Source organism: Limnohabitans sp. WS1 (genome assembly GCF_003063265.1).
Lineage (GTDB): Bacteria > Pseudomonadota > Gammaproteobacteria > Burkholderiales > Burkholderiaceae_C > Limnohabitans_A.
Genome location: NZ_NERU01000004.1, coordinates 60932 through 86938, shown reverse-complemented (window position 1 = coordinate 86938; position 26007 = coordinate 60932). Strand labels below are relative to the sequence as shown.

The following is a 26007-nucleotide window of genomic DNA, read 5'->3' as shown; positions in this document are numbered from 1 at the left end:
CGCCGGGTGAGTTGGGTTAAAGTTCTGCATCCCTGAAAACCCGGGCCTGGTCCCGGGTTTTCTCATTTGATTTGAAGAGCAAGCCATCCATGTCCGTTCGTGCAGTTTACGAAGAAGAACTCCTAAAACGCGGTTATCAAAGCGACCCTGCTCAGCTGCGAGCCATCGAAGCACTGGAGCGCTGTGCCAGCGAATGGGCGGCTTACAAATCCAAACGCTCAGGTCTGCTGGGCAAGTTTCGCAGTCGTCCTGAAATCCCCAAGGGGGTGTACATGTTTGGCGGGGTAGGGCGAGGCAAAAGCTTCTTGATGGACTGTTTTTTTGCTGCTGTGCCCATTCAGCGCAAAACCCGCCTGCACTTTCACGAGTTCATGCGCGAGGTGCACCGCGAACTGGCGGCCATTCAGGGCACCGTCAACCCCTTGGATGAGCTGGGCAAGCGCATGGCCAAGCGCTATCGCTTGATTTGTTTTGATGAGTTTCATGTGGCCGACATCACCGACGCCATGATCTTGCACCGCTTGCTGGTGGCACTGTTCGACAACGGCGTGGGTTTTGTCACCACTTCCAACTTCGAGCCGGATGGCCTGTACCCCGACGGCCTTCACCGCGACCGCATCTTGCCCGCCATCGCTTTGCTGAACCAGCGCATGCAGGTGCTCAATGTGGACAACGGCACCGACTACCGACGCCGCACCCTGGAGATGGTCAAGCTTTACCACACGCCTTTGGGTGATCAGGCTGATGCCGAGATGAACGATGCCTTCACACGGCTGGCCACTGGACCTGATGAAGAACCGGTGCTGCGCATCGAAGCGCGTGACATCACGGCCAAACGACGGTCAGGCGATGTGGTTTGGTTTGATTTCCGTGCGATCTGTGGGGGTCCTCGCTCACAAAATGATTACCTCGAAATTGCCACGCAGTACCACACCGTTTTGTTGAGCAATGTGCCGCACATGCCCGTCAGCATGGCCTCTGAAGCGCGGCGCTTTACCTGGTTGATCGACGTGTTGTATGACCGCAGGGTCAAGTTGATCATGTCAGCGGCCGTGCCACCCGAGGGCCTCTACACCAGTGGTCCCATGTCACATGAGTTTCCGCGCACGGTGTCTCGTTTGCATGAAATGCAGTCCAGCGAGTTCCTGGCACTTGAGCACCGCACAGTGGACACCCAACTGACATGATGCGCAGACTTGGCTGGTTCATGGTGATGGCGTTGTTGGTGCACACAGGCCATGCATGGGCCCAAAGTGCACGTTCCGTCAATGACACCGTGCTTGACACTCCTTTGACCGCAATGGAGCAGGCGCAGCCGGTGCCCGTTGATGACTTGCCTGAGGTCATGGCTCGCCAAAGAGCGCTTTTGCAAGGGGAGAGAGAGGCCGTCTTGGTGGTTTATGAATCGCAAAAGAAACTTTGTTGGCAAAAATTTGCGGTCAACCCTTGCCTCAACGATGCCCGTCGTCAGCGTCGGCAAGCCTTGCATCCACTGAAGGAGCAGGAGTTGTCCTTGAATGCCCAAGAGCGTTTGTGGCGCACCGAGCAGCGCAATGTGCGTTTGCAAAACAAAGCGCCAGAGCCCAAGGATCCGTCATGAGCGATGCTCGTTTTTTAGGGGTGTTGCAAGACCTGCGATCTCCCCAGCGTCAGTTGATTGAGTTGCAAATGGAGCACGCCGATCTGGACGCCCTGATCGATCAAGCGGCTTTGTCGGCCAAGCCATTGGACGATTTGAGTTTGCGCCGATTGAAAAAAAGACGCCTGGCCTTGCGTGATCACATGGCGCAATTGAAATGGCAACTCTCGCCCAAGGAGCCCGCTTGAATTTGTTGGACCAACGTGTGGCAGACACTTTGTCGGACCAGGGGGTTTTGGCCCAAGCGGTGCCTGGGTTTCAGCCGCGACAAGGGCAAACCGACATGGCCATGGCCGTCAGCCGCGTGGTTCAAGAGGGGGGGCAGTTGGTGGTGGAGGCCGGCACAGGCACGGGCAAAACATACGCTTACCTGGTGCCGGTTTTGCTCAGTGGGCAAAGGGCGTTGGTCTCGACGGCCACCAAAGCCTTGCAAGACCAATTGTTTTCTCGCGACATTCCCCGTTTGGTCCAGGCCCTGGGCTTGCCCATCCGCGTGGCGTTGCTCAAAGGACGGTCCAACTATTTGTGTCTGCACCGCATGGGTCAAGCCCGGCACAGTCCCGAGTCGGCTCAGCCAGGGGTTCAACAGGCCTTGGCCAAAATTGAACTGTGGTCCCAGTCCACCCGCACGGGCGACATGGCCGAGTTGACTGGGCTCGACGAACGTTCGGGTCTGTGGCCATGGGTCACATCGACCCGGGACAATTGTTTGGGTTCAAGCTGTCCCAGTTACCGAGCTTGCCACGTCAATTTGGCCCGCAAAGAGGCCATGGCTGCCGACGTTGTGGTGATCAACCACCATTTGTTTTTTGCAGACATGGCGGTGCGTGAGTCAGGTGTTGCCGAGCTTTTGCCCACGGTGAGGGTCACGGTGTTCGATGAGGCACACCAACTCAATGAAATCGGGGTCAACTTTTTGGGCCAACAATTGTCAACGGTGCAGTTGCACGAGCTGTGTCGCGACGTGCTGGCCGCGGGCTTGCAACTGGCGCGTGGATTGGTGGATTGGCCACTGATTTGCAGCAGCTTGGAAAAGGCGACCCGTGATTTGCGCTTGGCCGCTGGCCAGCACCGAGGTTCTGTGCGACTGCGTTGGATCGGCGCTCATCCTGAGGGTTTGGAGCCTGAGGCATGGTCTTTGGCCTTGCAAGCCCTCTCTCAGGCGCTGATGAATGTGCAACAAGGCTTGGACATGGTCACCGAGTTGGCCCCCGATTTTCAACGCTTGGCGGATCGCACCCGCGAATTGTTGGAGCGGGCCGCTTTGTTTGCGGATTTGCCCAATCCCGAAGGGGTACGTTGGGCCGAGGTCAGCTCGAGTTTGACCTTGGTGGAGTCTCCACTGGACATTTCTCAGGCTTTTGAAGCCTTGACCCGCACCCCGACGCCTCCAGTCGACACTGCTGGGGTGCACCCATCGGCTGAATGCGAGCTGGACCCACTCGACGATGCTCTTGAGGCTGGCCAAAACCCGTCGGCCGAGACCGAGGCGCCTTCCGCAGCGGCTCATCGGGCCTGGATTTTCACATCGGCCACCTTGGGGGATGAGCCGAGCCTGCGTTGGTTCACCGAGCCTTGTGGCCTGAACTCAGCTCAAGTTCTGCAGGTCGGCAGTCCTTTCGATTACGCACAGCAAGCGGCCTTGTATGTGCCCACCCATTTGCCCCGACCGGGGGACCCTGGGCATGCCCAGCAAGTGGCGGAGTTGGTTTTGGCCGCCGTGCAGATTTTGGGGGGGCGCACATTGGTGTTGACCACCACCTTGAATGCCATGCGCCAAATTGGTGAGCACCTGCAGGCCCATGGCGATGCGGCCAAGAACATCGAGGTGCTGGTACAAGGCCAAAGCCCCAAGCGTCGCTTGATGGAGCGCTTCAGGCAGGGCGGTGGCTCTGGCGATGCCCAAGGATTAGGTGGATGCGTTTTGGTGGCCTCTGCGTCTTTTTGGGAGGGTTTTGATGTGCCGGGAGATGCGCTGCAGTTGGTCATCATCGACAAGCTGCCCTTCCCACCCCCTGGTGACCCACTGTTTGAGGCCCGCAGTCAGCGCATCACACAGCAAGGCCGCAGTGCATTTGCCGACCATTCATTGCCCGAAGCGGCGGTGGCGCTCAAGCAAGGGGCAGGGCGGTTGATCCGCAGTGAGACTGATCGGGGGATTTTGGTGGTTTGCGACAAGCGCTTGGTGGGCATGTCCTACGGTCGCAGGTTGGTCAAGGGCTTGCCGCCCATGCGCCGCCTGGAGGACCATGAGTCGTTCCTCGAGGCTTTGTATCAACTCACCACAGACGCCACCCACGCGCGTTCTTGACCGCTCCTTCGGACTTGAGGTAGTCCGATTGAGGGAAGCTTTTTTCAAGCACCCGTTTGGCGTCGTTGCTCAAAGCGCTCATGCCCATGGCGTTGTAGGAGCTGACAAGGATGGCCAGGGCTTCTTCGATGGCCGGCACACCTTGGTAATCGGCAATGGCTTGTTGGGCACGGTTGATGGCGGCCACATGTGCGCCTCGGCTGGCGTAATAACGGGCCACATGCACCTCGTAGGCCGCCAGCGAATTGACAATGTGGGTCATCCGTTGACGGGCATCGGGGCTGTATTTGGATTCCGGAAAGCGTGTGCTCAACTCGCGAAAAGCCTCGAACGAGTCTTTGGCCGCCTTTTGGTCACGCTCGGACAAATCTTGCCGCGTGATGAAAGAAAAAAGGCCCAAGTTGTCGTTGAAGTTGACCAGCCCTTTGAGATAAATGGCGTAGTCGATGGCCGGGCTGGTGGGGTGCAGTCGGATGAAGCGGTCAAGCGTGGCGATGGCTTGAATTTTGTCCCCGGTTTTGTACTGTGCAAAGGCCTTGTCAATTTGGGCTTGTTGGGCCAAGGCCGTGCCTGCAGCACGCCCTTCGAGCTTTTCGTAGTAGCCGATGGCCTTGTCCCAAGCCCCGGCATTGGCTTCATCACGGGCCTCGCTGTAAATTTTTTCTGGCGACCAGCCTGCTGTAGCGTCTTTGGGGGTGTTGGCGCAGCCGCTCAGAAAGAGTCCCGCAGTCAAAGCCAAGCCGACTGGAACCATCGATAATCTGAAGCTTCGCATCTGTGACACCCTTGTACTGTTGAACCCCTTGATTATATCGACCCCCCCCACGGCAGATGAGTCCCGCAACTTGCTGGACGACGGCGAACGTGTCATGGACACCCTTGATGTGGAGGTTCGCCAGATTCAGGTGCCCATGGGGCTGCACGGGCAGCGCCTGGACCGCGCTTTTGCCACCTTGGTGCCCGAGTTTTCCCGCAGTTATTTGCAGCAATTGATCGAGCAAGGTGATGCTTTGGTCGATGAGCGCGTTACCACCAAGGTGTCCACCAAGGTGCGTTTGGGGCATCGACTGCAAATCACCTTGCGCGCCACCCCACAATCGCAGGCTTTTGTGCCCGAGGAAATGCCCATTGAGGTGGTCTACGAAGACGCACATTTGAGGGTTATCCACAAGCCTGCGGGTTTGGTGGTTCATCCTGCCCCTGGCAATTGGCGCGGCACCTTGCTCAATGGTTTGTTGGCTTTGGACCCGGGGGCCTTTGACGTGCCCAGAGCAGGCATTGTTCACCGCCTGGACAAAAACACCAGTGGATTGATGGTGGTGGCCAGGACCCGTCAGGCCATGGATGCGTTGGTGACTCAGATCGCGGCGCGAGAGGTGCGAAGGCAATACCTGGCCATCGCTCACAAAGCTTGGACGGCTCCTTCACCCTTGACGGTAGAGGCCGCCATCGGGCGTGATCCTGCCAATCGCTTGCGCATGGCGGTGGTTGATCTGGCTTTTCAACATGGCAAAACGGCCTCGACCACCATCGATTTGCTGGCGCAATCCGAGCGGGCCTGTTTGGTGGAGTGCACTTTGCATACCGGGCGCACCCACCAAATTCGTGTTCACATGGCGCATGTGGGTCACCCCTTGTTGGCCGATGAGGTGTACGGCGGAGCCGCTGCAGCGGGCATGACCCGTCAAGCCTTGCATGCTTGGCATTTGGCCTTCAAGCACCCCATCACGGGCCAGTTGATCGATTTGACCTCCAAGCTGCCCCAAGACATGCAAACTGCGGTGCAGGTTCTGGGCCTCGGTTACAATGCCGACCTTGGTTGAAACCCTTGATGTGATTCAAGTGGGTTTCATTCCTCCAAGTCTTTAGCACTTGGGGGTTTTTCAGATCGACGGCCAGCCCTGCAAGATCTGCTTTACAACGCCGTGAGGCGTTTTTTTCCGAAAGATTGACACCATGAACATGGCGCAAGCCAAGCGTGTCCTGGAAACGGCTTTGCTGACAGCGGGCCAGCCTTTGTCCTTGCGTGACATGCGCGTTTTGTTTGACGATGCCATCGGGTCTGACACCCTGAGGCAAATGCTGCAAGACCTGCAATTCGAATGGACCCACAAGGGCCTTGAATTGACCCAGGTGGCCAGTGGTTGGCGCTTCCAAAGTCGCCCGGAGTTGCGGCACCACCTGGACCGATTGCATCCCGAAAAACCGCCCAAATACACCCGGGCTGTTCTGGAGACTTTGGCCATCATCGCCTACCGTCAGCCTGTGACTCGGGGTGACATGGAAGACATTCGAGGGGTCACCATTGGGTCTCAAATCATCAAGCAACTCGAAGACAGGGGTTGGGTCGAGGTCATTGGGCACCGTGAAACGGTGGGCCGACCGAGTTTGTTTGCCACCACCCGGCAGTTTCTGGATGATCTGGGTTTGAGTTCTCTTGACCAATTGCCTTTGTTGTCACAGCCAGATGCGCAACTGCCTGATTTGGCAGGCTTGATCGATGAGGCCCCTGCACAAGCCACTTTGTCTTTGGACGATGCGCTGGCTTTGTTGCCCGATCCTGTTTTGTCGCCTGCGGTGGCGCCCACGACGCCTGAGCCGGTGGATGTGCAAGCTGCCGACCATTTGTCAACCTCCTTACCCCCTACATTGCAGACAGGCCCACTGCCTGATGCACCCTCTGATCAAGAGAATTGAACAACATGAACAAGCCCACAGTCGACTCCAAGAGCCAAGCCAAAAGCGTTTACGCTGCCCGAAAAGCCGGGTCTACGCTGATGGCTGCGACCCCCTACAAAGGCATTGACTTGTCAGACGTGATTTCGGGGCAATACGACGCTGAAGAGGCCGTCGATGCGTCCGAGTCCGAGGGGGGCAAGCGTGTCTTGGCGCCCCAGTTTGATTCGCCCAAACTGCACAAAGTGCTGGCCCAGGCGGGCATGGGTTCCCGACTTGAAATGGAAAAGCTGATCGCCGAGGGGCGCATTTCGGTGAACAACGAGTTGGCCCATGTGGGGCAACGTGTTCAACACGGTGATCAAATCAAGGTGGATGGCAAGCCGCTTCGCATTCGCATTGATCCGCCGCCTGCTCGTGTTTTGGCCTACCACAAGCCGGCAGGTGAGATCGTCAGTCACGACGATCCACAAAATCGACCTTCGGTGTTTCGAAAATTGCCCAGATTGCAAAATGGCAAATGGCAGTCGGTGGGTCGCTTGGATTTGAATACCGAAGGCTTGTTGTTGTTCACCAGTTCTGGCGAGTTGGCCAACCAGTTGATGCACCCCCGATTTGGTTTGGAGCGTGAGTATGCGGTGCGCGTTTTGGGGGCCTTGAGCAAAGACGAAAAACAAAAGTTGCTCGATGGCGTGATGCTTGACGATGGTTTGGCTCAGTTTGGCTCCATCGAAGACGGCGGGGGCGAGGGGTCCAATTGCTGGTACCGGGTGACCATTTCTGAGGGTCGTAACCGTGAAGTTCGCCGAATGATGGAGTCGGTCGGTCACGCCGTCAGTCGCTTGATTCGCATCCGCTACGGCGCCATGGTTTTGCCCCACGGTTTGCGTCGTGGCGCTTGGCTTGAATTGGACGAGGCAGACATTCGATCTTTGATGCGGGCAGCGGGGGGGGCAGAGCGGCCTCGGCCCGTCACTGAGTTGCCTTCCAGAACCAACCGCAACGATCGGCGACCACGCACCGGTGGTCAGGGCAGGGCAGGAACGGCGGTGCCCAGAGCCAAGCCCGCAGCCAAACCCAATATGTTGCCAGGGGGCTCGGGTTTGCCTTCAACCGAAAGTGCCAAGCCGTCCAAGTCTTATATTGGCGCAGAAAGCTTCAATCGTTTGAAAAAAGCGGCCAGTGCACCCGGCCGAGGTGGTCGAGGCGGTGGTCGCAGTCGCTGATGTCAGATTTCCCTAGGTTCACTTGGGGCTTGGGGTATTTGGGGCCTTGCAGAGGGTAGAATCAAAGGCTTTGCCAAATGGCAAAAATCAGCATTAAAAACATTTTAGTTACAGGAACTCACATGGCCATCGAACGCACACTCTCCATCATCAAACCCGACGCAGTTGCCAAAAACGTGATCGGTCAGATCTACGCCCGTTTTGAAGCTGCTGGCCTGAAAGTGGTCGCCGCCAAAATGGTTCACCTGTCGCGCGGCGAAGCCGAGCAGTTCTACGCTGTGCACAGCGCACGTCCTTTCTTCAAAGACTTGGTCGATTTCATGATCTCCGGCCCCGTCATGATTCAAGCCCTGCAAGGTGAGAACGCCATCGCCAAAAACCGCGATCTGATGGGCGCAACCGATCCCAAGAAGGCCGACGCAGGCACCATCCGCGCTGACTTTGCTGACAGCATCGACGCCAACGCCGTGCACGGCTCTGACGCTCCCGAAACCGCTGCCGCTGAAGTTGCCTTCTTCTTCCCCGGCATGAACGTTTACGCACGCTGATTGCGTCGCGGCTCCAGCGCGACCTCATTTGTATGACGGCCAACCTTCTCGAATTTGACCTGGAAGGTCTGGCCGTTTTTTGTGACGGATTGGGCGAAAAGCGCTTTCGAGCCACCCAGCTGTTCCGCTGGATTCACCAGCGGGGCGCTTCTGATTTCAATCAGATGAGCGATTTGGCCAAGTCCTTGCGCCAAAAGCTCCAATCTCACGCGCACGTTTCGGCGCTGCCCGTGATCAGTCAACACATTTCCTCGGACGGCACCATCAAATGGCTGTTTGATGTGGGCGATGGCAACGCCATCGAATCGGTGTTCATTCCCGAAGACGACCGGGGCACCCTGTGTGTGTCCTCCCAAGCCGGATGTGCCGTGGGCTGCCGGTTTTGTTCCACAGGACATCAAGGCTTCAGCCGCAATTTGACGACGGGCGAAATTCTGGCGCAGCTGTGGTTTGCTGAACATTTTCTGCGCAAGCACCTGAACACCGATGACCGCGTCATCTCCAATGTGGTGATGATGGGCATGGGCGAGCCTTTGCAAAACTATTCGGCCTTGGTGCCCGCCTTGCGCACCATGCTGGATGACCATGGCTATGGCTTGTCGCGCCGCCGTGTGACGGTGTCCACCTCGGGTGTGGTGCCCATGATCGAACGCCTGTCGGCCGATTGCCCAGTGGCCTTGGCCGTGTCCTTGCATGCGCCCAATGATGCCTTGCGTGACCACCTCGTGCCCCTGAACCGCAAATACCCATTGCATGAGTTGTTGCAGGCATGTGTGGCGTATCTGGCCTATGCGCCGCGAGACTTCATCACTTTTGAATATTGCATGCTGGACGGTGTCAACGATCAGGTTGAGCACTCAGAGCAATTGATCGATCTGGTCCAAAAATACGCGCGTCAAGGCCTGCGTTGCAAATTCAACTTGATTCCTTTTAATCCCTTTCCAGCCTCTGGTTTGTTGCGTTCCTCGGCCAGTCGTGTGCAGGCATTTGCCAAGATGCTTCAAGATGCGGGTTTGGTGACCACTGTGCGCAAAACCCGTGGTGATGACATCGATGCGGCCTGTGGCCAATTGGCCGGTGATGTCAAAGATCGAACCCAGGTTCAATCACGCATGGCGCAGCAACGGACCATTCCCTTGGTGCCGGTTCGTGCCGTGCGATCCGAGCAGCAAACCCATGACGACCCATCTTCCCTCTGAGCCCAACCCCACCATGGATGCCTTGGCCTCACCATCGCAAGTGTCAGCCTCAGCGGGTCAATTGCTCCAAGCTGCCCGTGAACAAGCTGGCGTGGATCTGTTTGTTCTTTCACAGACTTTGAAAGTGCCCGTCAAGCAATTGGAAGCGCTGGAGTCCGACAACATTGACCCTGCCAAGGGCATTGTGTTTTTTCGCGGATTGGCCGCTGCGGTTTGTCGTCATTTGCAAATCGATGCAGCACCTGTATTGGCGCGGATGCCTTCAACGCCATTGCGTTTAACACCCCAAAAAACGGTAGGACAATCCCCTGCACCTGTCATGCATTTGGGAACGCTTCGTTCGTCGCCCGGTCGACAAAAGCGTTCGGTCGGGGTGTGGGCAGCGGGCATGTTGGTACTGATCGCGGGACTGTTGTGGTTGCCCGCTCCGAGTCAGTGGATTTGGCTCGATGACGTGCAAGATTGGATGGTCTCGATGAGTCAAAATGATTCAACGCCTGACAGCGTCCATTTTGACAATACGGCCCAAGCCAACAAAGACAGGGCCTTGACTGATCCGCAAGCTCCCTTGGACTCTGCGGCCTTGCCTTTTGTGCTCAGCCAAGCATCCGATGCGTCTTCCCCTGCAGCGGCTCAGAACGCCTCCTCAGTCCCCCCTTCGACTGCTGTTGCATCCACACCGTTGGGTGCCAACGCCCCAGCACCCTCGGTGCTCAAGGACAACGCAGCGGTCAAGCCAGACAAATCGACTTTGGCAGAATGGGTGTTTACCGCGTCTGCTGACAGCTGGATTGAATTGCGCAAGGGCCCGTCCCAGGTCGTTTGGAGTGGTGTGGTCAAGGCAGGGCAAAGCAAGCAAGTTCAGAGTCCTGTGCCTGTGAGTGTGGTGATTGGGCGTGCTCAGGGTGTGACTGTCACATTGCGTGGACAGCCCTTTGATCTCAAACCTCACACGCAAGTGACCGTGGCCCGATTTGAAGTGAAGGAGTGAACATGTCCTCTGCCGATTTAGCCTTTTCGCAGTCAGCGATCAACATCGCACGACCTGCCCAGCGCAAAAGCCGTCAGTCCCAAGTGGTTTGGGGTTCGCGCGTCGTCACCGTTGGCGGCGGCGCCCCGGTGCGTGTGCAGTCCATGACCAACACCGACACGGTGGACGTGATTGGCACCGCCATCCAGGTCAAAGAGCTGGCGATTGCCGGCTCCGAGATGGTGCGCATCACGGTCAATACGCCGGAAGCCGCCGAAGCCGTGCCACACATCCGCGATCAGCTCGACAAAATGGGCATCGACGTGCCCCTGATCGGCGACTTCCATTACAACGGCCACCGCTTGCTGACCGACTACCCGGCGTGTGCCGAGGCGCTGTCCAAGTACCGCATCAACCCCGGCAACGTGGGCAAAGGCGACAAGCGCGATGTGCAGTTTGGTCAGATGATCGAAGCGGCCATGCGCTGGAACAAAGCCATCCGCATCGGCGTGAACTGGGGCAGCTTGGACCAGGAACTGTTGGCCGATTTGATGGACACCAACAACCAACGCGCTCAGCCTTGGGAAGCGCGTCAGGTCATGTACGAGGCGTTGATCTCGTCGGCCATCTCGTCAGCCCAGCGTGCCGAGGCCATGGGCCTCAATGGGAACCAAATCGCCTTGTCATGCAAGGTCTCGGGCGTTCAGGATTTGATTTCGGTCTACCGCGAATTGGGCCGCCGCACCGACTACGCCTTGCACCTGGGCCTGACCGAAGCGGGCATGGGCACCAAGGGCACGGTGGCCTCGGCTGCGGCCTTGTCGGTGTTGCTGCAAGAAGGCATCGGCGACACCATCCGCGTGTCCCTCACGCCCCAGCCGGGTGAAGCGCGCACACAAGAGGTGGTGATCGCGTCTGAAATTTTGCAGTCGCTGGGCTTGCGCATTTTTGTGCCCAGCGTCACCGCTTGCCCCGGTTGCGGCCGCACCACCAGCAGCACCTTCCAAGAGCTGGCCAAACAGATTGACGACTTTTTGCGTGCCCAAATGCCCGTTTGGCGCGTGCGTTACCCCGGGGTGGAAAACCTCAAGGTGGCGGTGATGGGTTGCATCGTGAACGGCCCCGGCGAGAGCAAGCACGCTGACATCGGCATCAGCTTGCCCGGCACGGGCGAGGCACCTGCTGCGCCGGTGTTCATCGATGGCGAAAAACGCCTGACTTTGCGCGGTGAAGGCATTGCGCAAGAGTTCCAGGTGCTGGTTGAAAATTACATTGAGAACCGTTTTGGTTCCGGATCTGCTGAGAAAAAATGAGCGAGTCGCTGAAAGAAATCACCCCCAAAGTCGAAAAAGTGGCCAAAGCCCAGAAGCTGGTCGGCGTCAAGGGCATGAACGACATCCTGCCGCCCGATTCGGCGCGTTGGGAGTGGCTGGAGGGCCAAGTGCGCGCTTTGATGGCGCGTTATGCCTACCGCAATGTGCGCCTGCCCATCGTCGAGCCCACAGCGCTGTTTGTGCGCGGCTTGGGTGAAGTGACCGACATCGTCGAGAAGGAGATGTACTCCTTTGAAGACCGCTTGAATGGCGAACAGCTCACCCTGCGCCCCGAAGGCACGGCCGGTTTGGTGCGCTCGGTGGTCGAGCACAACCTGCTCTACGAGGGCGGGAAGCGCCTGTATTACATGGGCCCGATGTTCCGCCACGAGCGCCCGCAGCGCGGTCGCTACCGCCAGTTTCACCAAATCGGTGCCGAGGTGCTGGGTTTTGGCGGTGCTGAGGTCGATGCCGAATTGATTTTGTTGGCCAATGACCTGTGGAAGGTCTTGGGTCTGAAAGACGTGCGCCTGGAACTCAACAGCCTGGGTCAACCGGCTGAGCGCCAAGCTCACCGAGCCGCGCTGATTGCTCACTTGGAAAAGCACAGCGATGCGCTCGACGAAGAAGCCAAGCGTCGCCTGCACAGCAACCCGCTGCGCATTCTGGACACCAAAAACCCGGCCATGCAAAGTGTGGTCGAGTCAGCCCCGCGCCTGCTCGACTTTTTGGGTGAAGCATCGCTGGCCCACTTCAACGCGGTCAAATCGATTTTGGATGCCAACGGCATGGCCTACAGCATCAACCCGCGCCTGGTGCGCGGCATGGATTACTACAACCTCACGGTGTTCGAGTTCATCACCACCAGCCTGGGCTCGCAAGGCACCATTTGTGGCGGTGGCCGCTATGACTATCTGATTGAGCAGGTCGGCGGCAAACCCGCACCCGCCGTGGGTTGGGCTCTGGGTGTTGAGCGTGTGCTCGAACTGATCAAAGAGCAGGGCGAGGCTTTGCCTGATCTGGCCCCCGATGTGTACGCCATCATTCCCGAAACCGCCGCCTTGCCGGTAGCCATGCAGGTGTTGCAAACCTTGCGTGCCTGTGGCGTGTCGGCCCAAATGCACGCCGGCACTGGAGAAGGCATGGGCAGCATGAAGTCTCAGTTCAAAAAGGCCGATGGCTCGGGGGCGCGTTTTGCCCTGGTTTTTGGGGCCGAAGAATTGACCCAGGGTCAGGTCACGGTGAAATCGCTGCGTGACGGCGAAGGGGCACAGCGCCGCGAGACCTTGAGCACTGTGGCCACTTGGGCCCACACCCTACAATCCACGCTTTGATGCGAACACAGCAGTAAAACCACCATGGCCAAAGCACTCGACCTTGAAGAACAAGAACAACTCGACCAGATCAAACATTTCTGGAAGAGATACGGCAACCTGATTTCCTGGATGCTGATTGCTGTCATGGGCAGTTACGCAGCCTGGAATGGTTACCAGTATTGGCAGCGTGACCAAGCGGGCAAGGCTTCCGTCATGTTTGACGAGGTCGAACGAGCAGTCACTTCGGGAGATTTGGCGAGGGTTGAGCGCAGTTTTGCCGACATGAAAGACAAATTTGGTGCAACCCATTACGCCCATCAAGCCGCATTGTTGGCAGCCAAAAGTTTGCAAACGCAAGGCAAGTCCGACGCCGCACGCGCAGCACTTTCATGGGTGGCTGAATCGGCCCCGGATTCGGCTTACCGCGATATTGCCCGCCTGCGCTTGTCGGCCTTGTTGTTGGATGCAGGATCCAACGATGAGGCCTTGAGCCAATTGACGCGTCCCTTCACACCAGCGATGCAAGGTTTGGCTGAAGATTTGCGGGGCGATGTTTTGAAGGCCCAAAGCAAAAACAGTGAAGCGGCAGCGGCCTACCAACTGGCTTGGCAGCAGCTGGCCGACAGCGCAGATTACCGTCGTTTGGTGGAAGCCAAGCTCAATGCTTTGGGGATGGACCCACAAACGGCCTCGTCAGCCTCTGTCAAAGGAGCTTCCAAGTGATCATCAAGTCGACCGTTGCCTTGCACCGCTGGTTCCTTGTGGCCCTGATGGGCGTTTTGTCGGCCTGTTCAAGCGCACCCGAAAAACCTCAACCATCACCACTGCCCTCGGTCAGTGGGACGCTCAAGGTGCAAAAAGTTTGGTCTGCCACAGTCGGTCCAATCAGCACGCCCTTGATGGTCTCTGTGCATGGGCAGCAAGTCGCGATCGCCTCAACTTCGGGTCAGCTGGCACTGATGGACACACAAACTGGCCGAGACGTTTGGCGTGTTTCGGTGGGCTCGTCCATCCAGGCGGGTGTAGGCGGTGATGGCCAGCGTTTTGCTGTGGTGACGCAAAACAATGAATTGGTGGTGGTGGAGGCCGGAAAGATTGTTTGGCGTCAAGTGTTGTCGGCCTTGTCGTACACCCCACCCGTGGTCGCGGGAGCCCGTGTTTTTGTGCTCACTGGTGACCGAGCGGTCACGGCATTCGATGGCGCAACGGGTCAAAAACTGTGGACACAACAACGGCCGAATGACCCGCTTGTTCTGCGTCAAGCAGGCTTGCTGATGCCCTTGGGTGACAGTTTGCTGGTGGGTTGGGGTGGTCGTTTGGCTTCTTTGAATCCCTTGACGGGCGCTCCGCGTTGGGAAACCTTGGTGGGCAGCACCCGCGGAACCAACGAGGTCGAGCGCTTGGTGGATGTGGTGGCAGGGGCCAGTCGCTTGGGCAATTCGGTGTGTGTTCGTTCATTTCAGACCTCTGTGGTGTGTTTGGATGGACTCAATGGTCGAGCAGTCTGGAGTCGTTCAGCCCAAGGCCATCAAGGTGTGGACGGCGATGATCAACTGCTGTGGGGTGTTGAATCCGACGGCAAGGTGCTGGCTTGGCAGCGACAAACGGGTACCCCCGTCTGGACACTCGAGAGCTTGCGTTTTCGTGGCTTGAGCATGCCTTTGGCTTGGAGCCGAGCTTTGGTCCTGGGTGACCAAGACGGCTGGGTTCATTTCTTGTCCAAGCAAGATGGTCAGACGCTCGCGCGTGCAGCCACCGATGGCACGGCCATCGTCGGTAAACCCGTCTGGACGGGTCAAACATGGGTCGTGGTCACACGCACCGGGGGCGTGTTCGGATTTCGCCCTGAATAATGGATCGGAAAATTTTTAAGTGAAACCTGTACTGGCCCTTGTGGGCCGCCCCAATGTGGGCAAATCCACGCTCTTTAACCGTCTCACCAAGAGCCGTGATGCGATCGTGGCCGATTTTGCGGGCCTGACCCGCGACCGCCATTACGGCAATGGCAAACAAGGCCGACAAGAATTCATTGTCATTGACACGGGTGGTTTTGAGCCCGATGCCAGCGCTGGCATTTACAAGGAAATGGCCAAGCAAACGCAGCAAGCGGTGGCCGAAGCTGACGTGGTGATTTTTGTGGTCGATGCGAGAGGCGGTTTGTCGGCGCAAGACCATGACATTGCCAAATACCTGCGAAAGATTGGCAAACCCACTTTGCTGGTGGCCAACAAAGCCGAGGGCATGCTTGAAGGCATCCAGTTGACCGAGTTCTATGAACTGGGCTTGGGTGAGGTGATTGCCATTTCGGCGGCTCATGGCCAAGGCACGCGCGGCCTGGTCGAGCTGGCATTTGAATTGCTGAACTTGCCCGATGAACCTGAAGAAACCGAAGACGATCCCTCGGTCATCAAGCTTGCCGTGGCGGGGCGTCCCAATGTAGGCAAGTCCACGCTCATCAACACCTGGTTGGGTGAAGAGCGTTTGGTGGCCTTTGACATGCCGGGTACGACGCGTGATGCGATTTCGGTGCCATTTGAAAAACAAGGTCAAAAGTTCGAGTTGATCGACACCGCGGGTTTGCGGCGCAAAGGCAAAGTGTTTGAGGCCATAGAGAAGTTCTCAGTGGTCAAAACCTTGCAAGCCATCGAGTCGGCCAATGTGGTGCTGTTGTTGCTCGATGCCGAGCAAGGTGTGACCGACCAGGATGCACACATCGCCGGTTACGCCCTCGAAAGCGGTCGTGCCATGGTTTTGGCCGTGAACAAATGGGAATCAGTGGACGAGTACCAACGCCAGTTGGTGCAGCGCTCCATCGAGACGCGATTGCCGTTTTTGAGCTTTGCCAACATGCATTTCATCTCGGCCAAAAAACGCCAAGGCTTGGGTCCGGTGTGGGCTTCCATTGTTCAGGCCCACAAGGCGGCCATGTGCAAAATGAGCACGCCCATCTTGACGCGCTTGTTGCTCGAGGCTGTTCAGTTCCAAAGTCCACAGCGCGGGGGCATGTTCCGACCCAAGTTGCGTTATGCACACCAAGGGGGCATGAACCCCCCTGTGATTGTGGTGCACGGCAACTCGCTCGAGCACGTCACCGACACCTACAAGCGATTTTTGGAAGGCCGATTCCGCAAGGCCTTTAACCTGTCCGGCACACCCTTGCGAATCGAAATGAAAACTTCGACAAATCCTTTTGCTGACAAAGAATCCAGCTGATTTCGAGGAAATCATTTTTTGGCACGGTGGCTGGCTTTGGCCTGTGGTAAGGTCACATCTTCTAAACTTCTGAACACGGAGAATATCGTGAGCAACAAAGGTCAACTTTTGCAAGACCCCTTCCTGAACGCCTTGCGCCGAGAGCATGTGCCCGTTTCAATTTATTTGGTCAACGGCATCAAACTTCAAGGTCAGATTGAATCCTTTGACCAGTATGTGGTTCTTCTTCGCAATACTGTGACTCAAATGGTTTACAAACATGCCATTTCAACCATTGTTCCTGGTCGTTCGGTGACGTTCAGCACACCCGAAACAGGTGAAATCACCGCTTGATGCGGTTATTCAAGGGTCTTGGTCTCCATGCCAAGGCCGCAGGTGCTGATATTGTCTGAAACATCTTCTCATGCCCCCGCGCCGACCTTATTGGTCGGCGTTGACTTTGGGCGAGCACATTTTGATGCCGATCTTCAAGAGCTGGGCCTGCTGGCCGAGTCTGGTGGCCTCAAGCCCGTTGCCCGTTTGACCTGCAAGCGCAAAGCGCCCGATCCTGCGTTGTTTGTGGGCAGTGGCAAAGCCGACGAAATCAAGGAGCTGGCCCTGATGCACGGCGCGGTTGAGGTCTTGTTTGACCAAGCCCTCAGCCCTGCACAGCAGCGCAATCTGGAACGCCACATTGGTTTGCCCGTGAACGACCGGACCTTGTTGATCCTTGAAATTTTTGGCCAGCGTGCGCGAAGTCATGAAGGCAAATTGCAAGTCGAATTGGCTCGTCAGCAGTATCTGAGCACCCGTTTGGTCAGGCGCTGGTCCCACCTTGAACGGCAAAGCGGCGGCATTGGCATGCGTGGTGGTCCGGGGGAAACGCAGATTGAGTTGGATCGCCGCATGATCAACGACTCGATCAAACGCATCAAAGAACGGTTGGTCAAGGTCAAGCGCCAGCGCAACACACAGCGCCGTCAGCGTGATCGCCGCGACACCTTCAACATTTCATTGGTGGGTTACACCAACGCTGGCAAATCCACTTTGTTCAATGCCCTGGTCAAGGCGCGTGCCTACGCGGCAGATCAACTTTTTGCCACCTTGGACACCACCACCCGACAGCTTTACCTGGGTGAAGCAGGGCGCTCGGTGTCCTTGTCGGACACGGTCGGGTTCATTCGCGATTTGCCGCATGGTTTGGTGGAGGCGTTTCAGGCCACCTTGCAAGAGGCCACTGACGCCGATTTGCTGCTCCATGTGGTGGACGCGGCCAACCTCGATTGGCCCGAGCAAATGGCTGAAGTGCAAAAAGTGTTGACCGAAATTGGGGCGGATGCCGTGCCGCAATTGTTGGTTTTTAACAAACTTGACGCCATTGATGCAGAACGTTACCCCCTGCAGTTGCAAGACCAATACGAAATGGACGGCATGCCCGTGCCGCGTGTATTTTTGAGCGCTCAGTCCGGAAAAGGACTTGATTTGTTGCGCACCGCCTTATCGGAAATCGTCAAAACGGCATTGCCAGCCGATGCTCTTGAAATCACAGATCCCCGTGACTTCACCCGGGAATATCCAGACGATCAGCATTGAGATGCCTTTGATTTCGGCACAATAACAACTCGTCACTCAGACAAAGACTCTTCACCATGAATTTCCACCTGCCAGCCCTGCGATGGTCTTTGCTTCCCGCAAAAATCAGAGGCATGTTCAATCTGAATGACCCACGATGGGGTCGGGATGACGATAAATCGACGACCGATTCAGGGCAAAAGCCCACAGGCGATCTGCCGCCTTCCAGCAGCTCCAAACCAGACGCTTGGCAGCAACCACCCAGTCGTGGTCCGCAGCAACAGCAAAGCGGTCCACCGGATCTTGACGAACTCTGGCGTGATTTCAACCGCAAGTTAGGTCAATTGTTCGGAGGCAAAGGGGGCCCTCAAAAACCCCAAGGCTCTGGCGGTTCGGGAGGCTCAGGCGGTCCTGGAATTCCCGTGTTTCTCAAAAACCTCGGCTTGGGCGTGATCTTGGCCGCTGCTGTGTTGGTCTGGCTTGCCACGGGATTCTTCATCGTGCAAGAGGGTCAGCAAGCGGTGATCACGCAATTCGGCAAGTACCACTCCACCGTCGGTGCGGGTTTCAATTGGCGCATGCCTTATCCCGTGCAGCGCCATGAGCTGGTGTTTGTGACCCAAATCCGCTCGGTGGACATTGGCCGCGACAACATCATCAAAGCCACAGGCCTGCGTGAATCGGCGATGTTGACCGAAGACGAGAACATTGTGGAGATCAAGTTTGCGGTGCAATACCGTTTGAACGATGCCCGCGCCTATTTGTTCGAAAGCCGCAACCCGACCGAAGCGGTGGTGCAGTCCGCCGAGACGGCCGTGCGTGAGGTGGTGGGCAAGATGAAGATGGATTCGGCCTTGGCCGAAGAACGCGACCAGATCGCCCCGCGTGTCCGTGAAAAAATGCAAACCATCCTGGACCGCTACAAAGTGGGTATTGAGGTGGTGGGCATCAATTTGCAGCAAGGTGGTGTGCGTCCACCCGAGCAGGTTCAAGCTGCGTTTGACGATGTGCTCAAAGCCGGTCAGGAGCGTGAACGCGCCAAGAACGAAGCCCAAGCTTATGCCAATGATGTGGTGCCGCGTGCCGTGGGTGCAGCGTCTCGTCTGAAGGAAGAAGCCGATGCTTACCGTGAGCGGATCGTGGCGCAAGCCGAAGGTGACGCCGAGCGTTTCAGAACGATCTTGCCGGAGTACCAAAAGTCGCCACAAGTCATGCGCGACCGCATGTACACCGACACCATGCAGCAAATTTACAGCAATGTGACCAAAGTGTTGGTGGACAGCAAGCAAGGCTCCAACCTCTTGTATTTGCCACTCGACAAAATCATGCAACAAGTCAGCAGTGTCGCGCCTCCCGCAGTGGACAGTGCAGCGGCTGTACCTGCCACAGCCAGCGGTGGCAACAATGGAGCTGTGGACACGCGTTCGCGTGACCTGCAGCGTTCGCGTGACCGCGATCCACGATAAGGAAAAACAAAATGAATCGCATTGGATTGTGGATTTCGACTTTGCTGGTGGCCTTCGTGCTGTTCAGCTCTACCGTGTTTGTGGTGGATCAGCGCCAGTTTGGCGTGGTCTATGCCTTGGGTCAGATCAAGGAAGTGATCACTGAGCCCGGCTTGCACTTCAAGCTGCCGCCCCCGCTTCAAAACGTCAACTACATCGACAAACGCCTGCTCACGCTGGACAGTCCTGACAACGAGCCCATGCTCACGGCTGAAAAGCAGCGTGTTGTGATCGACTGGTATGTGCGCTGGCGCATTGCCGATCCACAGGCTTACATTCGCAACGTGGGCTTGGACGAAAAGTCCGGCACCAACCAGCTCAACCGAGTGGTGCGCAACGCCTTCCAGGAAGAAATCAACAAGCGCACCGTCAAGGAGTTGCTGTCACTCAAACGTGAAGAGTTGATGGACGATGTCAAGGCCGCAGTGCTGCTGGTTGTCAAAGGTGCCAAGCCTTGGGGTGTGGACGTGGTCGATGTGCGCATCACCCGGGCTGACTACGTGGACACCATCACCGAGTCGGTGTATCGACGCATGGAGGCCGAGCGCAAGCGGGTGGCCAACGAGTTGCGTTCAACCGGTGGTGCCGAGGGTGAAAAAATCCGTGCCGACGCTGATCGTCAGCGTGAAGTGACGATTGCCAACGCTTACCGCGAAGCGCAAAAAATCAAAGGCCAGGGCGATGCCCAAGCGGCTCGTTTGTATGCGGACTCCTTTGGCCGTGACCCCCAATTTGCGCAGTTTTACCGCAGCCTTGAAGCCTATAAATCCAGCTTCAACAGCAAGAGTGACGTGATGGTGCTCGATCCGAGCAGTTCCGAATTCTTCAAAGGCATGCGTGGCGCAGCAGGCAACGCAGCTGCTCGAAAGTAAGTCTTGCTCGATACCCTCCTGATGGCATTGGGCCTGATGCTCATCTTGGAGGGGTTGATGCCCATGGTGTCTCCTCTTCGTTGGCGCAGCTTGTTTGAGCAACTGCTCAAGCTCGAAGATGGGCAAATTCGGTTTTTCGGCATGGTCATGGTGATTGCTGGCTTGCTCTTGTTCTGGCTTGTTTCCTGATCTGATTTCAGGAAATGGGCTTGCAACCCGGTAAAATCTCGTTTTTAACAGTCCCCCCTCATCCCCATGTCTGCTTGGGTCCTCCCGGATCACATTGCCGATGTCTTGCCCTCTGAGGCTCGCCACATCGAAGAACTCCGCCGCGAATTGCTGGACACTGCCCGTGGCTATGGCTACGAGTTGGTCATGCCGCCGCTGCTGGAGTATTTGGAATCCCTGCTCACCGGCACGGGCGAAGCGCTCGATTTGCAAACTTTCAAGTTGGTGGATCAGTTGTCAGGTCGCACCCTGGGTTTGCGGGCAGACACCACCCCCCAAGTGGCCCGCATTGATGCCCATTTGCTCGGCCGTGCTGGCCTGACCCGTCTGTGCTACTGCGGCCCTGTTCTGCACACCCGCCCAGCACGCCCGCACGCCACCCGCGAACCCCTGCAATTGGGGGCTGAAATTTACGGCCACGCCGGGCCTGAAGCCGATCTGGAAATTTTGCAATTGGCCCTCGACAGCCTTCGCGCCGCTCGTGTGGGCAATTTGCAGGTGGACCTGGCTGATGCTCGCATCGTCAACAGTTTGCTGCAGGCCGAACCCATTTCTGACGAGCTGCGCCACAACATCCATGCCGCGCTGGCCATCAAGGACGCCAGCGGCATTGCCCGTTTGACTGCTGGCTTTGCACAGGCCAACCGCGACGGTTTGATGGCTTTGGTCAATTTGTACGGGGATGCCAGTGTGCTCGACCAAGCGGCGCAATGTTTGCCTGCAACGCCAGCCATCACACAAGCCTTGAGCCAACTGCGGGCCTTGGCGGATCAAATTCCGGGTGCGGCCATCAGTTTTGATTTGGGTGATTCGCGTGGCTACGCTTATTACAGCGGCATGCGCTTTGCTATTTATGCCCAAGGTGCATCTGACGCTTTGGCGCGGGGTGGCCGTTACGACGGTGTGGGCGCTGTGTTTGGTCACCGCATCGACCGCGACCGGCCCGCTGTGGGCTTCAGCCTTGACCTGAAAGAATTGGTGTCGGCCGTCAAGCCCTTGGCTTTGCGTGCGGCCATCCGTGCGCCGTGGGGTCAAACCGCCAGCTTGCGCGAGGCGATTGCCTCATTGCGCAGCCGGGGCGAAACCGTGGTGTGTGTCTTGCCCGGGCACGAAAGTGAAATCGACGAATTCCATTGCGACCGCGAGTTGATCGAAGCGGCAGGGCAGTGGTTGGTACAGGCTCTTTGAGAAAGAACATTTCAAGCATGAACAAGTTGCAAGGCCGTAATGTGGTCGTTGTCGGCACCCAATGGGGCGACGAGGGCAAAGGCAAACTGGTCGACTGGTTGACCGAAAGTGCCCAAGGCGTGGTGCGTTTTCAGGGGGGACACAACGCGGGTCACACCTTGGTGATCAACGGCGTGAAAACCGCTTTGCACCTGATCCCCAGCGGCATCATGCGCGCTGGCGTCAAGTGTTACATCGGCAACGGCGTGGTCTTGTCGGTGCCCAAGCTGCTCGAAGAAATTGCCGGTCTCGAAAAGGCCGGTGTCGAGGTGCGTTCGCGCTTGCGCGTGAGCGAAGCTTGCCCGCTGATCTTGCCCTACCACGTGGCTTTGGATGTGGGCCGCGAAGCTGCCAAGGAAAAAGCAGGTACCGCCAAAATCGGCACCACCGGCCGTGGCATCGGCCCTGCTTACGAAGACAAAGTGGCGCGTCGCGCCCTGCGTGTGCAAGACCTCAAATACCCCGAGCGTTTCGCCACCAAGCTGCGCGAGAACTTGGCCTTGCACAACGAAATCCTGGTCAACATTCTGGGCGCTGCGCCTGTGGACTTTGACACCACCTACAACGAAGCCATGGCGTATGCCAAAGACCTGCTGCCTATGGTGGCCGACGTGTCGCGCGAGTTGAACGACGCCCATGCTGCAGGTGCCAATTTGCTGTTCGAAGGCGCACAAGGCACTTTGCTTGACGTGGACCATGGAACATACCCCTTTGTCACGTCCAGCAACTGCGTGGCGGGCAATGCCGCTGCCGGTGCAGGCGTGGGCCCGGGCATGCTGCATTACATCTTGGGCATCACCAAAGCTTATTGCACGCGTGTGGGTGGCGGCCCATTCCCCACCGAACTCGACTGGGAAACCCCCGGCACACCCGGTTACCACATGTCCACCGTGGGCGCTGAAAAAGGCGTGACCACCGGCCGTTCACGCCGTTGTGGCTGGTTTGACGCCGCCTTGCTCAAGCGCAGTGCGCAGGTCAACGGCCTGAGCGGTTTGTGCATCACCAAGCTCGATGTGCTCGACGGCTTGAAAGAGTTGTGGTTGTGCACCGGCTATGAGCTCGACGGCGAAACCATCGACATCTTGCCCATGGGCGCAGACGAAATTGCCCGCTGCAAGCCGATTTATGAAGTGATTCCCGGTTGGACCGAGACCACCGTGGGCGTGACCGAGATGGACAAACTGCCCGCCACGGCCCGTTATTACCTGGACCGAATTGCCCAAGTGACCGGCGTGCCCGTGCACGTGGTGTCCACCAGCCCCGACCGTGACCACACCATCTTGCTGCACAACCCCTTTGCGGCCTGAGCGTTTGGCTCTGCACAACACCTCGACCTCAACCCCTGATTTTTTGGAGTGACCCCATGTTGACCGAAGACGGCAAGCACCTGTACGTGAGCTACGACGAGTACCACAACCTGATCGAAAAACTCGCGATCAAAATTCACCAGTCCGGCTGGGAATTCGACAACATCCTGTGTTTGGCCCGTGGCGGCATGCGCCCTGGCGACATTCTGTCGCGCATCTTCGACAAGCCTTTGGCCATCATGTCCACCAGCTCGTACCGCGCAGAAGCCGGCACCGTGCAAGGCCACCTGGACATTGCCCGCTACATCACCACCCCCAAGGGCGAAATCGCTGGCCGCGTTTTGTTGGTCGATGATCTGGCTGACACCGGTCACACCCTGCGTGCCGTCGTGGACCAGTTGAAAAACAACTACAAGCCCGTGACCGAATTGCGCTCGGCCGTCATCTGGACCAAAGGCGTGTCGACCTTCAAGCCCGATTACTCGGTGGAAGAGTTGCCCACCAACCCCTGGATTCACCAGCCCTTCGAGCCGTATGACAACATGCGTCCCGAAAAATTGATCGAAAAGTGGAGCGTTTGAGTCGCTTCTGACTTACCCTAACTTCCGTGCAAACAGCCTCCTTCGGGAGGCTGTTTGCATTAGGATGAGCGGATGACAAACGATGCCAACACCTCCTCATTCGCGCACATCAGCACCGGGCTGATCCATCACCCCTACACCCCCCCTGCAGGTTTTGATGCGCCCCAGCCGGGCGTGTTCAAGGCCTCGACGGTGTACTTTCCCACCGTGGCCGACATGCGCCAGCGCGAGTGGAAAGACAAATCGGCCTACACCTACGGCTTGCACGGCACGCCCACCACTTATTTGCTCGAAGAGCGTTTGTGCAGCCTGGAGGGCGGCTTGCAATGCGTGTTGGTGCCCAGTGGCTTGGCGGCGCTCGCCTTGGTGGCTTTGGCGGTTTTAAAGACCGGTGACGAAGTCCTGATTCCGGACAACGCCTACGGCCCCAACAAGGCGCTGGCCGACGGCGAGTTGCGGCACTTTGGCATCACCCACCGTTTTTACGACCCGATGGACCCGCAGGATCTGTCTCGCCAGATCAACGAGCGCACGCGCCTGGTGTGGCTCGAAGCACCTGGCTCGGTGAGCATGGAGTTCCCCGATTTGCCCGAGATGGTGCGCCGCTGCCGCGAGCGTGGCGTTTTGTGCGCCCTGGACAACACATGGGGCGCGGGCCTGGCGTTCAACGCCTTTGATTTGCTGGGCGATGGCGCGGGCGGGGAGGGCAGCTTGGCGGTAGACATCAGCGCCCATGCGCTCACCAAATACCCCAGCGGCGGTGGTGACGTGCTGATGGGCAGCGTCATCACCCGCGACGCGGCCTTGCACCTGCAAATCAAGCTCTGCCACATGCGCTTGGGCTTGGGCGTGGCGGCCAACGATGCCGAAACCGTGCTGCGCTCCTTGCCCAGCATCGCGCTGCGTTATGCCGCGCATGACCAGACCGCCCGCGCTCTGGCCGCTTGGTGGCAAGTCCACCCGCAATGCGCTCAACTGATGCACCCGGCCTTTGCAGGCGCACCCGGTCACGCCCATTGGCAGGCCCTGTGTGATCGCGAGCCCGGCACGGGCCAGGCAGCGGGCTTGTTCAGCGTCATGATCGACGCGCGTTTCAGCCAAGCCCAGGTGGACGCGTTTTGCGATGGCCTGAAACTCTTCAAGATCGGCTACAGCTGGGGTGGCCCCGTCAGCTTGGTGGTGCCTTACGACATCTCTTCGATGCGCCAGGCCTGGCCCGGCCATTTGAAGCCGGGCACGTTGGTGCGTTTTTCAACCGGCCTGGAGTCTGCGCAGGACCTGATTCTTGACCTGCATCAAGCCGTGCAGGCTCATCTGCCCATGGCCTGATCACGCAAGTGACAGAGTGGGCACTTTAGTGGCCCAGAACACGCGCCCTTGGGGGTTTCCTGACTGGTCAAAACGTACCGGTGGGGGTAATCTGAAAACCTGTGTATTTTCAGATTGTCTTTCACCATGAACGCCGACACCAAGACGCTTGAAGCCGCCCAAGATTCAGACCTGCCCACCATGGCCACGCCCTATGTGCCCCCACCGCCCGTGGGGCCGCGTTCGCTCATGCGGCCCCTGGGCTTTGCCGATCCTTTTCGCTGGCTGGCACGGGGCCTGCAGGACATGCGCCATCACCCGGGCATTGCGCTGTTTTATGGCCTGTGCTTTTGGGGCATGGCGCAGGTGCTGGCCTTGGTGTTCAAGCACAAGCCCGAGTACACCTTGTCGCTGGTCTCAGGCTGCTTGCTGGTGGGGCCGTTCATGGCCATGGGCTTGTATGAGGTCAGCCGCAAGCGCGAGCGCGGCGAGCGGCCCGAGATGGCCACGTCACTCATGTGCTGGGACCAACACATCCGCAGCATGGCCATGCTGGTGTTGGTGCTGATGGTGCTGGAGCTGCTGTGGGGCAGGGCGTCGCTCGTGGTGTTTGCTGTGTTCTTCAACACCGGCATGCCCTCCACCACGGGGGTGATTGAGGCGGTGTTCAACCCGCAAAACATCGAGTTCTTGATGGTCTATCTGGCAGTCGGTGGCGTGTTTGCTGCCTTGGTCTATGGCCTGTCGGTGGTGTCCATCCCCATGATTTTGGACCGCGACACCGACGCCATTTCGGCGGTGATCACCAGCATGCGGGTGGTTTTTTCGCACCCGGGCGTGATGCTGCTGTGGGGCCTGCTGCTGAGCGTGTTGGTGCTGGCGGCCTTGTGGCCTTGGGCGCTGGGCATCATCGTGGTGGGGCCGTGGCTGGGTCATGCCAGCTGGCATGCCTACCGGGGCAGTGTCGAGTGGGAAGAAAACCCTGAAGAAGCTGTTACATTGGGCAGCTCAAATTAA

At 57.9% G+C, this 26007-nt stretch carries 26 protein-coding genes; 25 read left to right on the top strand and 1 reads right to left on the bottom strand.

Going from position 1 to position 26007, the window contains the following annotated elements:
* Positions 1-89: 89 nt before the first annotated feature.
* From zapE to B9Z48_RS07440, 4 genes are all read left to right on the top strand, one after another.
* Entirely contained in the window at positions 90-1187 is a 1098-nt protein-coding gene (zapE, locus tag B9Z48_RS07455; protein WP_108377685.1) for a cell division protein ZapE, read from the top strand.
* On the top strand, positions 1184-1600 hold the full coding sequence (locus B9Z48_RS07450) for a hypothetical protein (protein WP_108377684.1): 417 nt from the start codon (positions 1184-1186) through the stop codon (positions 1598-1600). The genes zapE and B9Z48_RS07450 overlap by 4 nt, the downstream gene beginning before the upstream one ends.
* Positions 1597-1827: a YdcH family protein gene (locus B9Z48_RS07445; protein ID WP_233261047.1), complete on the top strand. Its 231-nt coding sequence runs from the start codon at positions 1597-1599 to the stop codon at positions 1825-1827. The genes B9Z48_RS07450 and B9Z48_RS07445 overlap by 4 nt, the downstream gene beginning before the upstream one ends.
* A gap of 95 nt (positions 1828-1922) precedes the next feature.
* The gene (locus B9Z48_RS07440) at positions 1923-3950 is read left to right on the top strand and encodes an ATP-dependent DNA helicase (RefSeq protein WP_233261061.1); all 2028 of its coding nucleotides are present in this window, start codon (positions 1923-1925) and stop codon (positions 3948-3950) included.
* On the opposite strand, the gene B9Z48_RS07435 is transcribed toward B9Z48_RS07440, so the two are convergent.
* Positions 3919-4725 (bottom strand): outer membrane protein assembly factor BamD, encoded by an 807-nt coding sequence (locus tag B9Z48_RS07435; RefSeq protein ID WP_108377682.1) that lies wholly within the window; start codon positions 4723-4725, stop codon positions 3919-3921. The genes B9Z48_RS07440 and B9Z48_RS07435 overlap by 32 nt on opposite strands.
* Before the next feature lie 94 nt (positions 4726-4819).
* Here B9Z48_RS07435 and B9Z48_RS07430 point away from each other — a divergent pair, with 94 nt between their 5' ends.
* From B9Z48_RS07430 to B9Z48_RS07330, 21 genes are all read left to right on the top strand, one after another.
* Positions 4820-5773 (top strand): RluA family pseudouridine synthase, encoded by a 954-nt coding sequence (locus tag B9Z48_RS07430; protein WP_108377794.1) that lies wholly within the window; start codon positions 4820-4822, stop codon positions 5771-5773.
* A 133-nt stretch (positions 5774-5906) separates the two neighbouring features.
* Entirely contained in the window at positions 5907-6647 is a 741-nt protein-coding gene (gene scpB, locus B9Z48_RS07425) for an SMC-Scp complex subunit ScpB (RefSeq protein WP_108377681.1), read from the top strand.
* A gap of 5 nt (positions 6648-6652) precedes the next feature.
* A complete protein-coding gene (locus tag B9Z48_RS07420; protein WP_108377680.1) occupies positions 6653-7852 on the top strand; it encodes a pseudouridine synthase in 1200 nt (399 codons plus the stop codon).
* 122 nt (positions 7853-7974) lie between these two features.
* Positions 7975-8400, top strand: a complete 426-nt coding sequence (gene ndk, locus B9Z48_RS07415) for a nucleoside-diphosphate kinase (protein ID WP_089960667.1) — start codon at positions 7975-7977, stop codon at positions 8398-8400.
* A 32-nt stretch (positions 8401-8432) separates the two neighbouring features.
* The gene (rlmN, locus tag B9Z48_RS07410) at positions 8433-9599 is read left to right on the top strand and encodes a 23S rRNA (adenine(2503)-C(2))-methyltransferase RlmN (RefSeq protein ID WP_108377679.1); all 1167 of its coding nucleotides are present in this window, start codon (positions 8433-8435) and stop codon (positions 9597-9599) included.
* Positions 9577-10590: a helix-turn-helix domain-containing protein gene (locus B9Z48_RS07405; protein ID WP_158273232.1), complete on the top strand. Its 1014-nt coding sequence runs from the start codon at positions 9577-9579 to the stop codon at positions 10588-10590. Before rlmN ends, B9Z48_RS07405 begins: the two co-directional genes overlap by 23 nt.
* 2 nt (positions 10591-10592) lie before the next feature.
* Complete coding sequence (ispG, locus tag B9Z48_RS07400; protein ID WP_108377677.1) at positions 10593-11882, top strand: flavodoxin-dependent (E)-4-hydroxy-3-methylbut-2-enyl-diphosphate synthase; 1290 nt, start codon at positions 10593-10595, stop codon at positions 11880-11882.
* Complete coding sequence (hisS, locus tag B9Z48_RS07395; RefSeq protein ID WP_108377676.1) at positions 11879-13216, top strand: histidine--tRNA ligase; 1338 nt, start codon at positions 11879-11881, stop codon at positions 13214-13216. The genes ispG and hisS overlap by 4 nt, the downstream gene beginning before the upstream one ends.
* Positions 13217-13240: 24 nt before the next feature.
* Complete coding sequence (locus tag B9Z48_RS07390; protein ID WP_108377675.1) at positions 13241-13921, top strand: tetratricopeptide repeat protein; 681 nt, start codon at positions 13241-13243, stop codon at positions 13919-13921.
* A complete protein-coding gene (gene bamB / locus B9Z48_RS07385) occupies positions 13918-15051 on the top strand; it encodes an outer membrane protein assembly factor BamB (protein ID WP_108377674.1) in 1134 nt (377 codons plus the stop codon). The genes B9Z48_RS07390 and bamB overlap by 4 nt, the downstream gene beginning before the upstream one ends.
* A 19-nt stretch (positions 15052-15070) precedes the next feature.
* Entirely contained in the window at positions 15071-16411 is a 1341-nt protein-coding gene (der, locus tag B9Z48_RS07380; RefSeq protein WP_089960645.1) for a ribosome biogenesis GTPase Der, read from the top strand.
* Positions 16412-16480: 69 nt separating this feature from the next.
* A complete protein-coding gene (gene hfq / locus B9Z48_RS07375; RefSeq protein WP_082431612.1) occupies positions 16481-16744 on the top strand; it encodes an RNA chaperone Hfq in 264 nt (87 codons plus the stop codon).
* A 27-nt stretch (positions 16745-16771) separates the two neighbouring features.
* A complete protein-coding gene (hflX, locus tag B9Z48_RS07370) occupies positions 16772-17983 on the top strand; it encodes a GTPase HflX (RefSeq protein WP_108377673.1) in 1212 nt (403 codons plus the stop codon).
* Between the two features lie 56 nt (positions 17984-18039).
* Entirely contained in the window at positions 18040-19428 is a 1389-nt protein-coding gene (gene hflK / locus B9Z48_RS07365; protein ID WP_108377672.1) for an FtsH protease activity modulator HflK, read from the top strand.
* Positions 19429-19439: 11 nt separating this feature from the next.
* The gene (hflC, locus tag B9Z48_RS07360) at positions 19440-20339 is read left to right on the top strand and encodes a protease modulator HflC (protein ID WP_089960635.1); all 900 of its coding nucleotides are present in this window, start codon (positions 19440-19442) and stop codon (positions 20337-20339) included.
* A gap of 3 nt (positions 20340-20342) precedes the next feature.
* A complete protein-coding gene (locus B9Z48_RS07355) occupies positions 20343-20528 on the top strand; it encodes a DUF2065 domain-containing protein (RefSeq protein WP_089960632.1) in 186 nt (61 codons plus the stop codon).
* Positions 20529-20594: 66 nt separating this feature from the next.
* Entirely contained in the window at positions 20595-21755 is a 1161-nt protein-coding gene (locus B9Z48_RS07350; RefSeq protein WP_108377671.1) for an ATP phosphoribosyltransferase regulatory subunit, read from the top strand.
* Positions 21756-21772: 17 nt separating this feature from the next.
* Positions 21773-23101 (top strand): adenylosuccinate synthase, encoded by a 1329-nt coding sequence (locus B9Z48_RS07345; RefSeq protein ID WP_108363069.1) that lies wholly within the window; start codon positions 21773-21775, stop codon positions 23099-23101.
* 56 nt (positions 23102-23157) lie between these two features.
* On the top strand, positions 23158-23682 hold the full coding sequence (locus B9Z48_RS07340; protein ID WP_089960622.1) for a phosphoribosyltransferase: 525 nt from the start codon (positions 23158-23160) through the stop codon (positions 23680-23682).
* A 72-nt stretch (positions 23683-23754) separates the two neighbouring features.
* Complete coding sequence (locus tag B9Z48_RS07335; RefSeq protein WP_108377670.1) at positions 23755-25011, top strand: PLP-dependent transferase; 1257 nt, start codon at positions 23755-23757, stop codon at positions 25009-25011.
* A 180-nt stretch (positions 25012-25191) separates the two neighbouring features.
* Positions 25192-26007 (top strand): DUF2189 domain-containing protein, encoded by an 816-nt coding sequence (locus B9Z48_RS07330; protein ID WP_108377793.1) that lies wholly within the window; start codon positions 25192-25194, stop codon positions 26005-26007.

Bases quoted from the DNA above. Each gene is read 5' to 3' on its own strand.
- zapE (WP_108377685.1), top strand. From the start codon at position 90: ATGTCCGTTCGTGCAGTTTACGAAGAAGAACTCCTAAAACGCGGTTAT.
- B9Z48_RS07450 (WP_108377684.1), top strand. From the start codon at position 1,184: ATGATGCGCAGACTTGGCTGGTTCATGGTGATGGCGTTGTTGGTGCAC.
- B9Z48_RS07445 (WP_233261047.1), top strand. From the start codon at position 1,597: ATGAGCGATGCTCGTTTTTTAGGGGTGTTGCAAGACCTGCGATCTCCC.
- B9Z48_RS07440 (WP_233261061.1), top strand. From the start codon at position 1,923: ATGGCCATGGCCGTCAGCCGCGTGGTTCAAGAGGGGGGGCAGTTGGTG.
- B9Z48_RS07435 (WP_108377682.1), bottom strand. From the start codon at position 4,725: ATGCGAAGCTTCAGATTATCGATGGTTCCAGTCGGCTTGGCTTTGACT.
- B9Z48_RS07430 (WP_108377794.1), top strand. From the start codon at position 4,820: ATGGACACCCTTGATGTGGAGGTTCGCCAGATTCAGGTGCCCATGGGG.
- scpB (WP_108377681.1), top strand. From the start codon at position 5,907: ATGAACATGGCGCAAGCCAAGCGTGTCCTGGAAACGGCTTTGCTGACA.
- B9Z48_RS07420 (WP_108377680.1), top strand. From the start codon at position 6,653: ATGAACAAGCCCACAGTCGACTCCAAGAGCCAAGCCAAAAGCGTTTAC.
- ndk (WP_089960667.1), top strand. From the start codon at position 7,975: ATGGCCATCGAACGCACACTCTCCATCATCAAACCCGACGCAGTTGCC.
- rlmN (WP_108377679.1), top strand. From the start codon at position 8,433: ATGACGGCCAACCTTCTCGAATTTGACCTGGAAGGTCTGGCCGTTTTT.
- B9Z48_RS07405 (WP_158273232.1), top strand. From the start codon at position 9,577: ATGACGACCCATCTTCCCTCTGAGCCCAACCCCACCATGGATGCCTTG.
- ispG (WP_108377677.1), top strand. From the start codon at position 10,593: ATGTCCTCTGCCGATTTAGCCTTTTCGCAGTCAGCGATCAACATCGCA.
- hisS (WP_108377676.1), top strand. From the start codon at position 11,879: ATGAGCGAGTCGCTGAAAGAAATCACCCCCAAAGTCGAAAAAGTGGCC.
- B9Z48_RS07390 (WP_108377675.1), top strand. From the start codon at position 13,241: ATGGCCAAAGCACTCGACCTTGAAGAACAAGAACAACTCGACCAGATC.
- hflX (WP_108377673.1), top strand. From the start codon at position 16,772: ATGCCAAGGCCGCAGGTGCTGATATTGTCTGAAACATCTTCTCATGCC.
- hflK (WP_108377672.1), top strand. From the start codon at position 18,040: ATGAATTTCCACCTGCCAGCCCTGCGATGGTCTTTGCTTCCCGCAAAA.
- hflC (WP_089960635.1), top strand. From the start codon at position 19,440: ATGAATCGCATTGGATTGTGGATTTCGACTTTGCTGGTGGCCTTCGTG.
- B9Z48_RS07350 (WP_108377671.1), top strand. From the start codon at position 20,595: ATGTCTGCTTGGGTCCTCCCGGATCACATTGCCGATGTCTTGCCCTCT.
- B9Z48_RS07345 (WP_108363069.1), top strand. From the start codon at position 21,773: ATGAACAAGTTGCAAGGCCGTAATGTGGTCGTTGTCGGCACCCAATGG.
- B9Z48_RS07340 (WP_089960622.1), top strand. From the start codon at position 23,158: ATGTTGACCGAAGACGGCAAGCACCTGTACGTGAGCTACGACGAGTAC.
- B9Z48_RS07335 (WP_108377670.1), top strand. From the start codon at position 23,755: ATGACAAACGATGCCAACACCTCCTCATTCGCGCACATCAGCACCGGG.
- B9Z48_RS07330 (WP_108377793.1), top strand. From the start codon at position 25,192: ATGGCCACGCCCTATGTGCCCCCACCGCCCGTGGGGCCGCGTTCGCTC.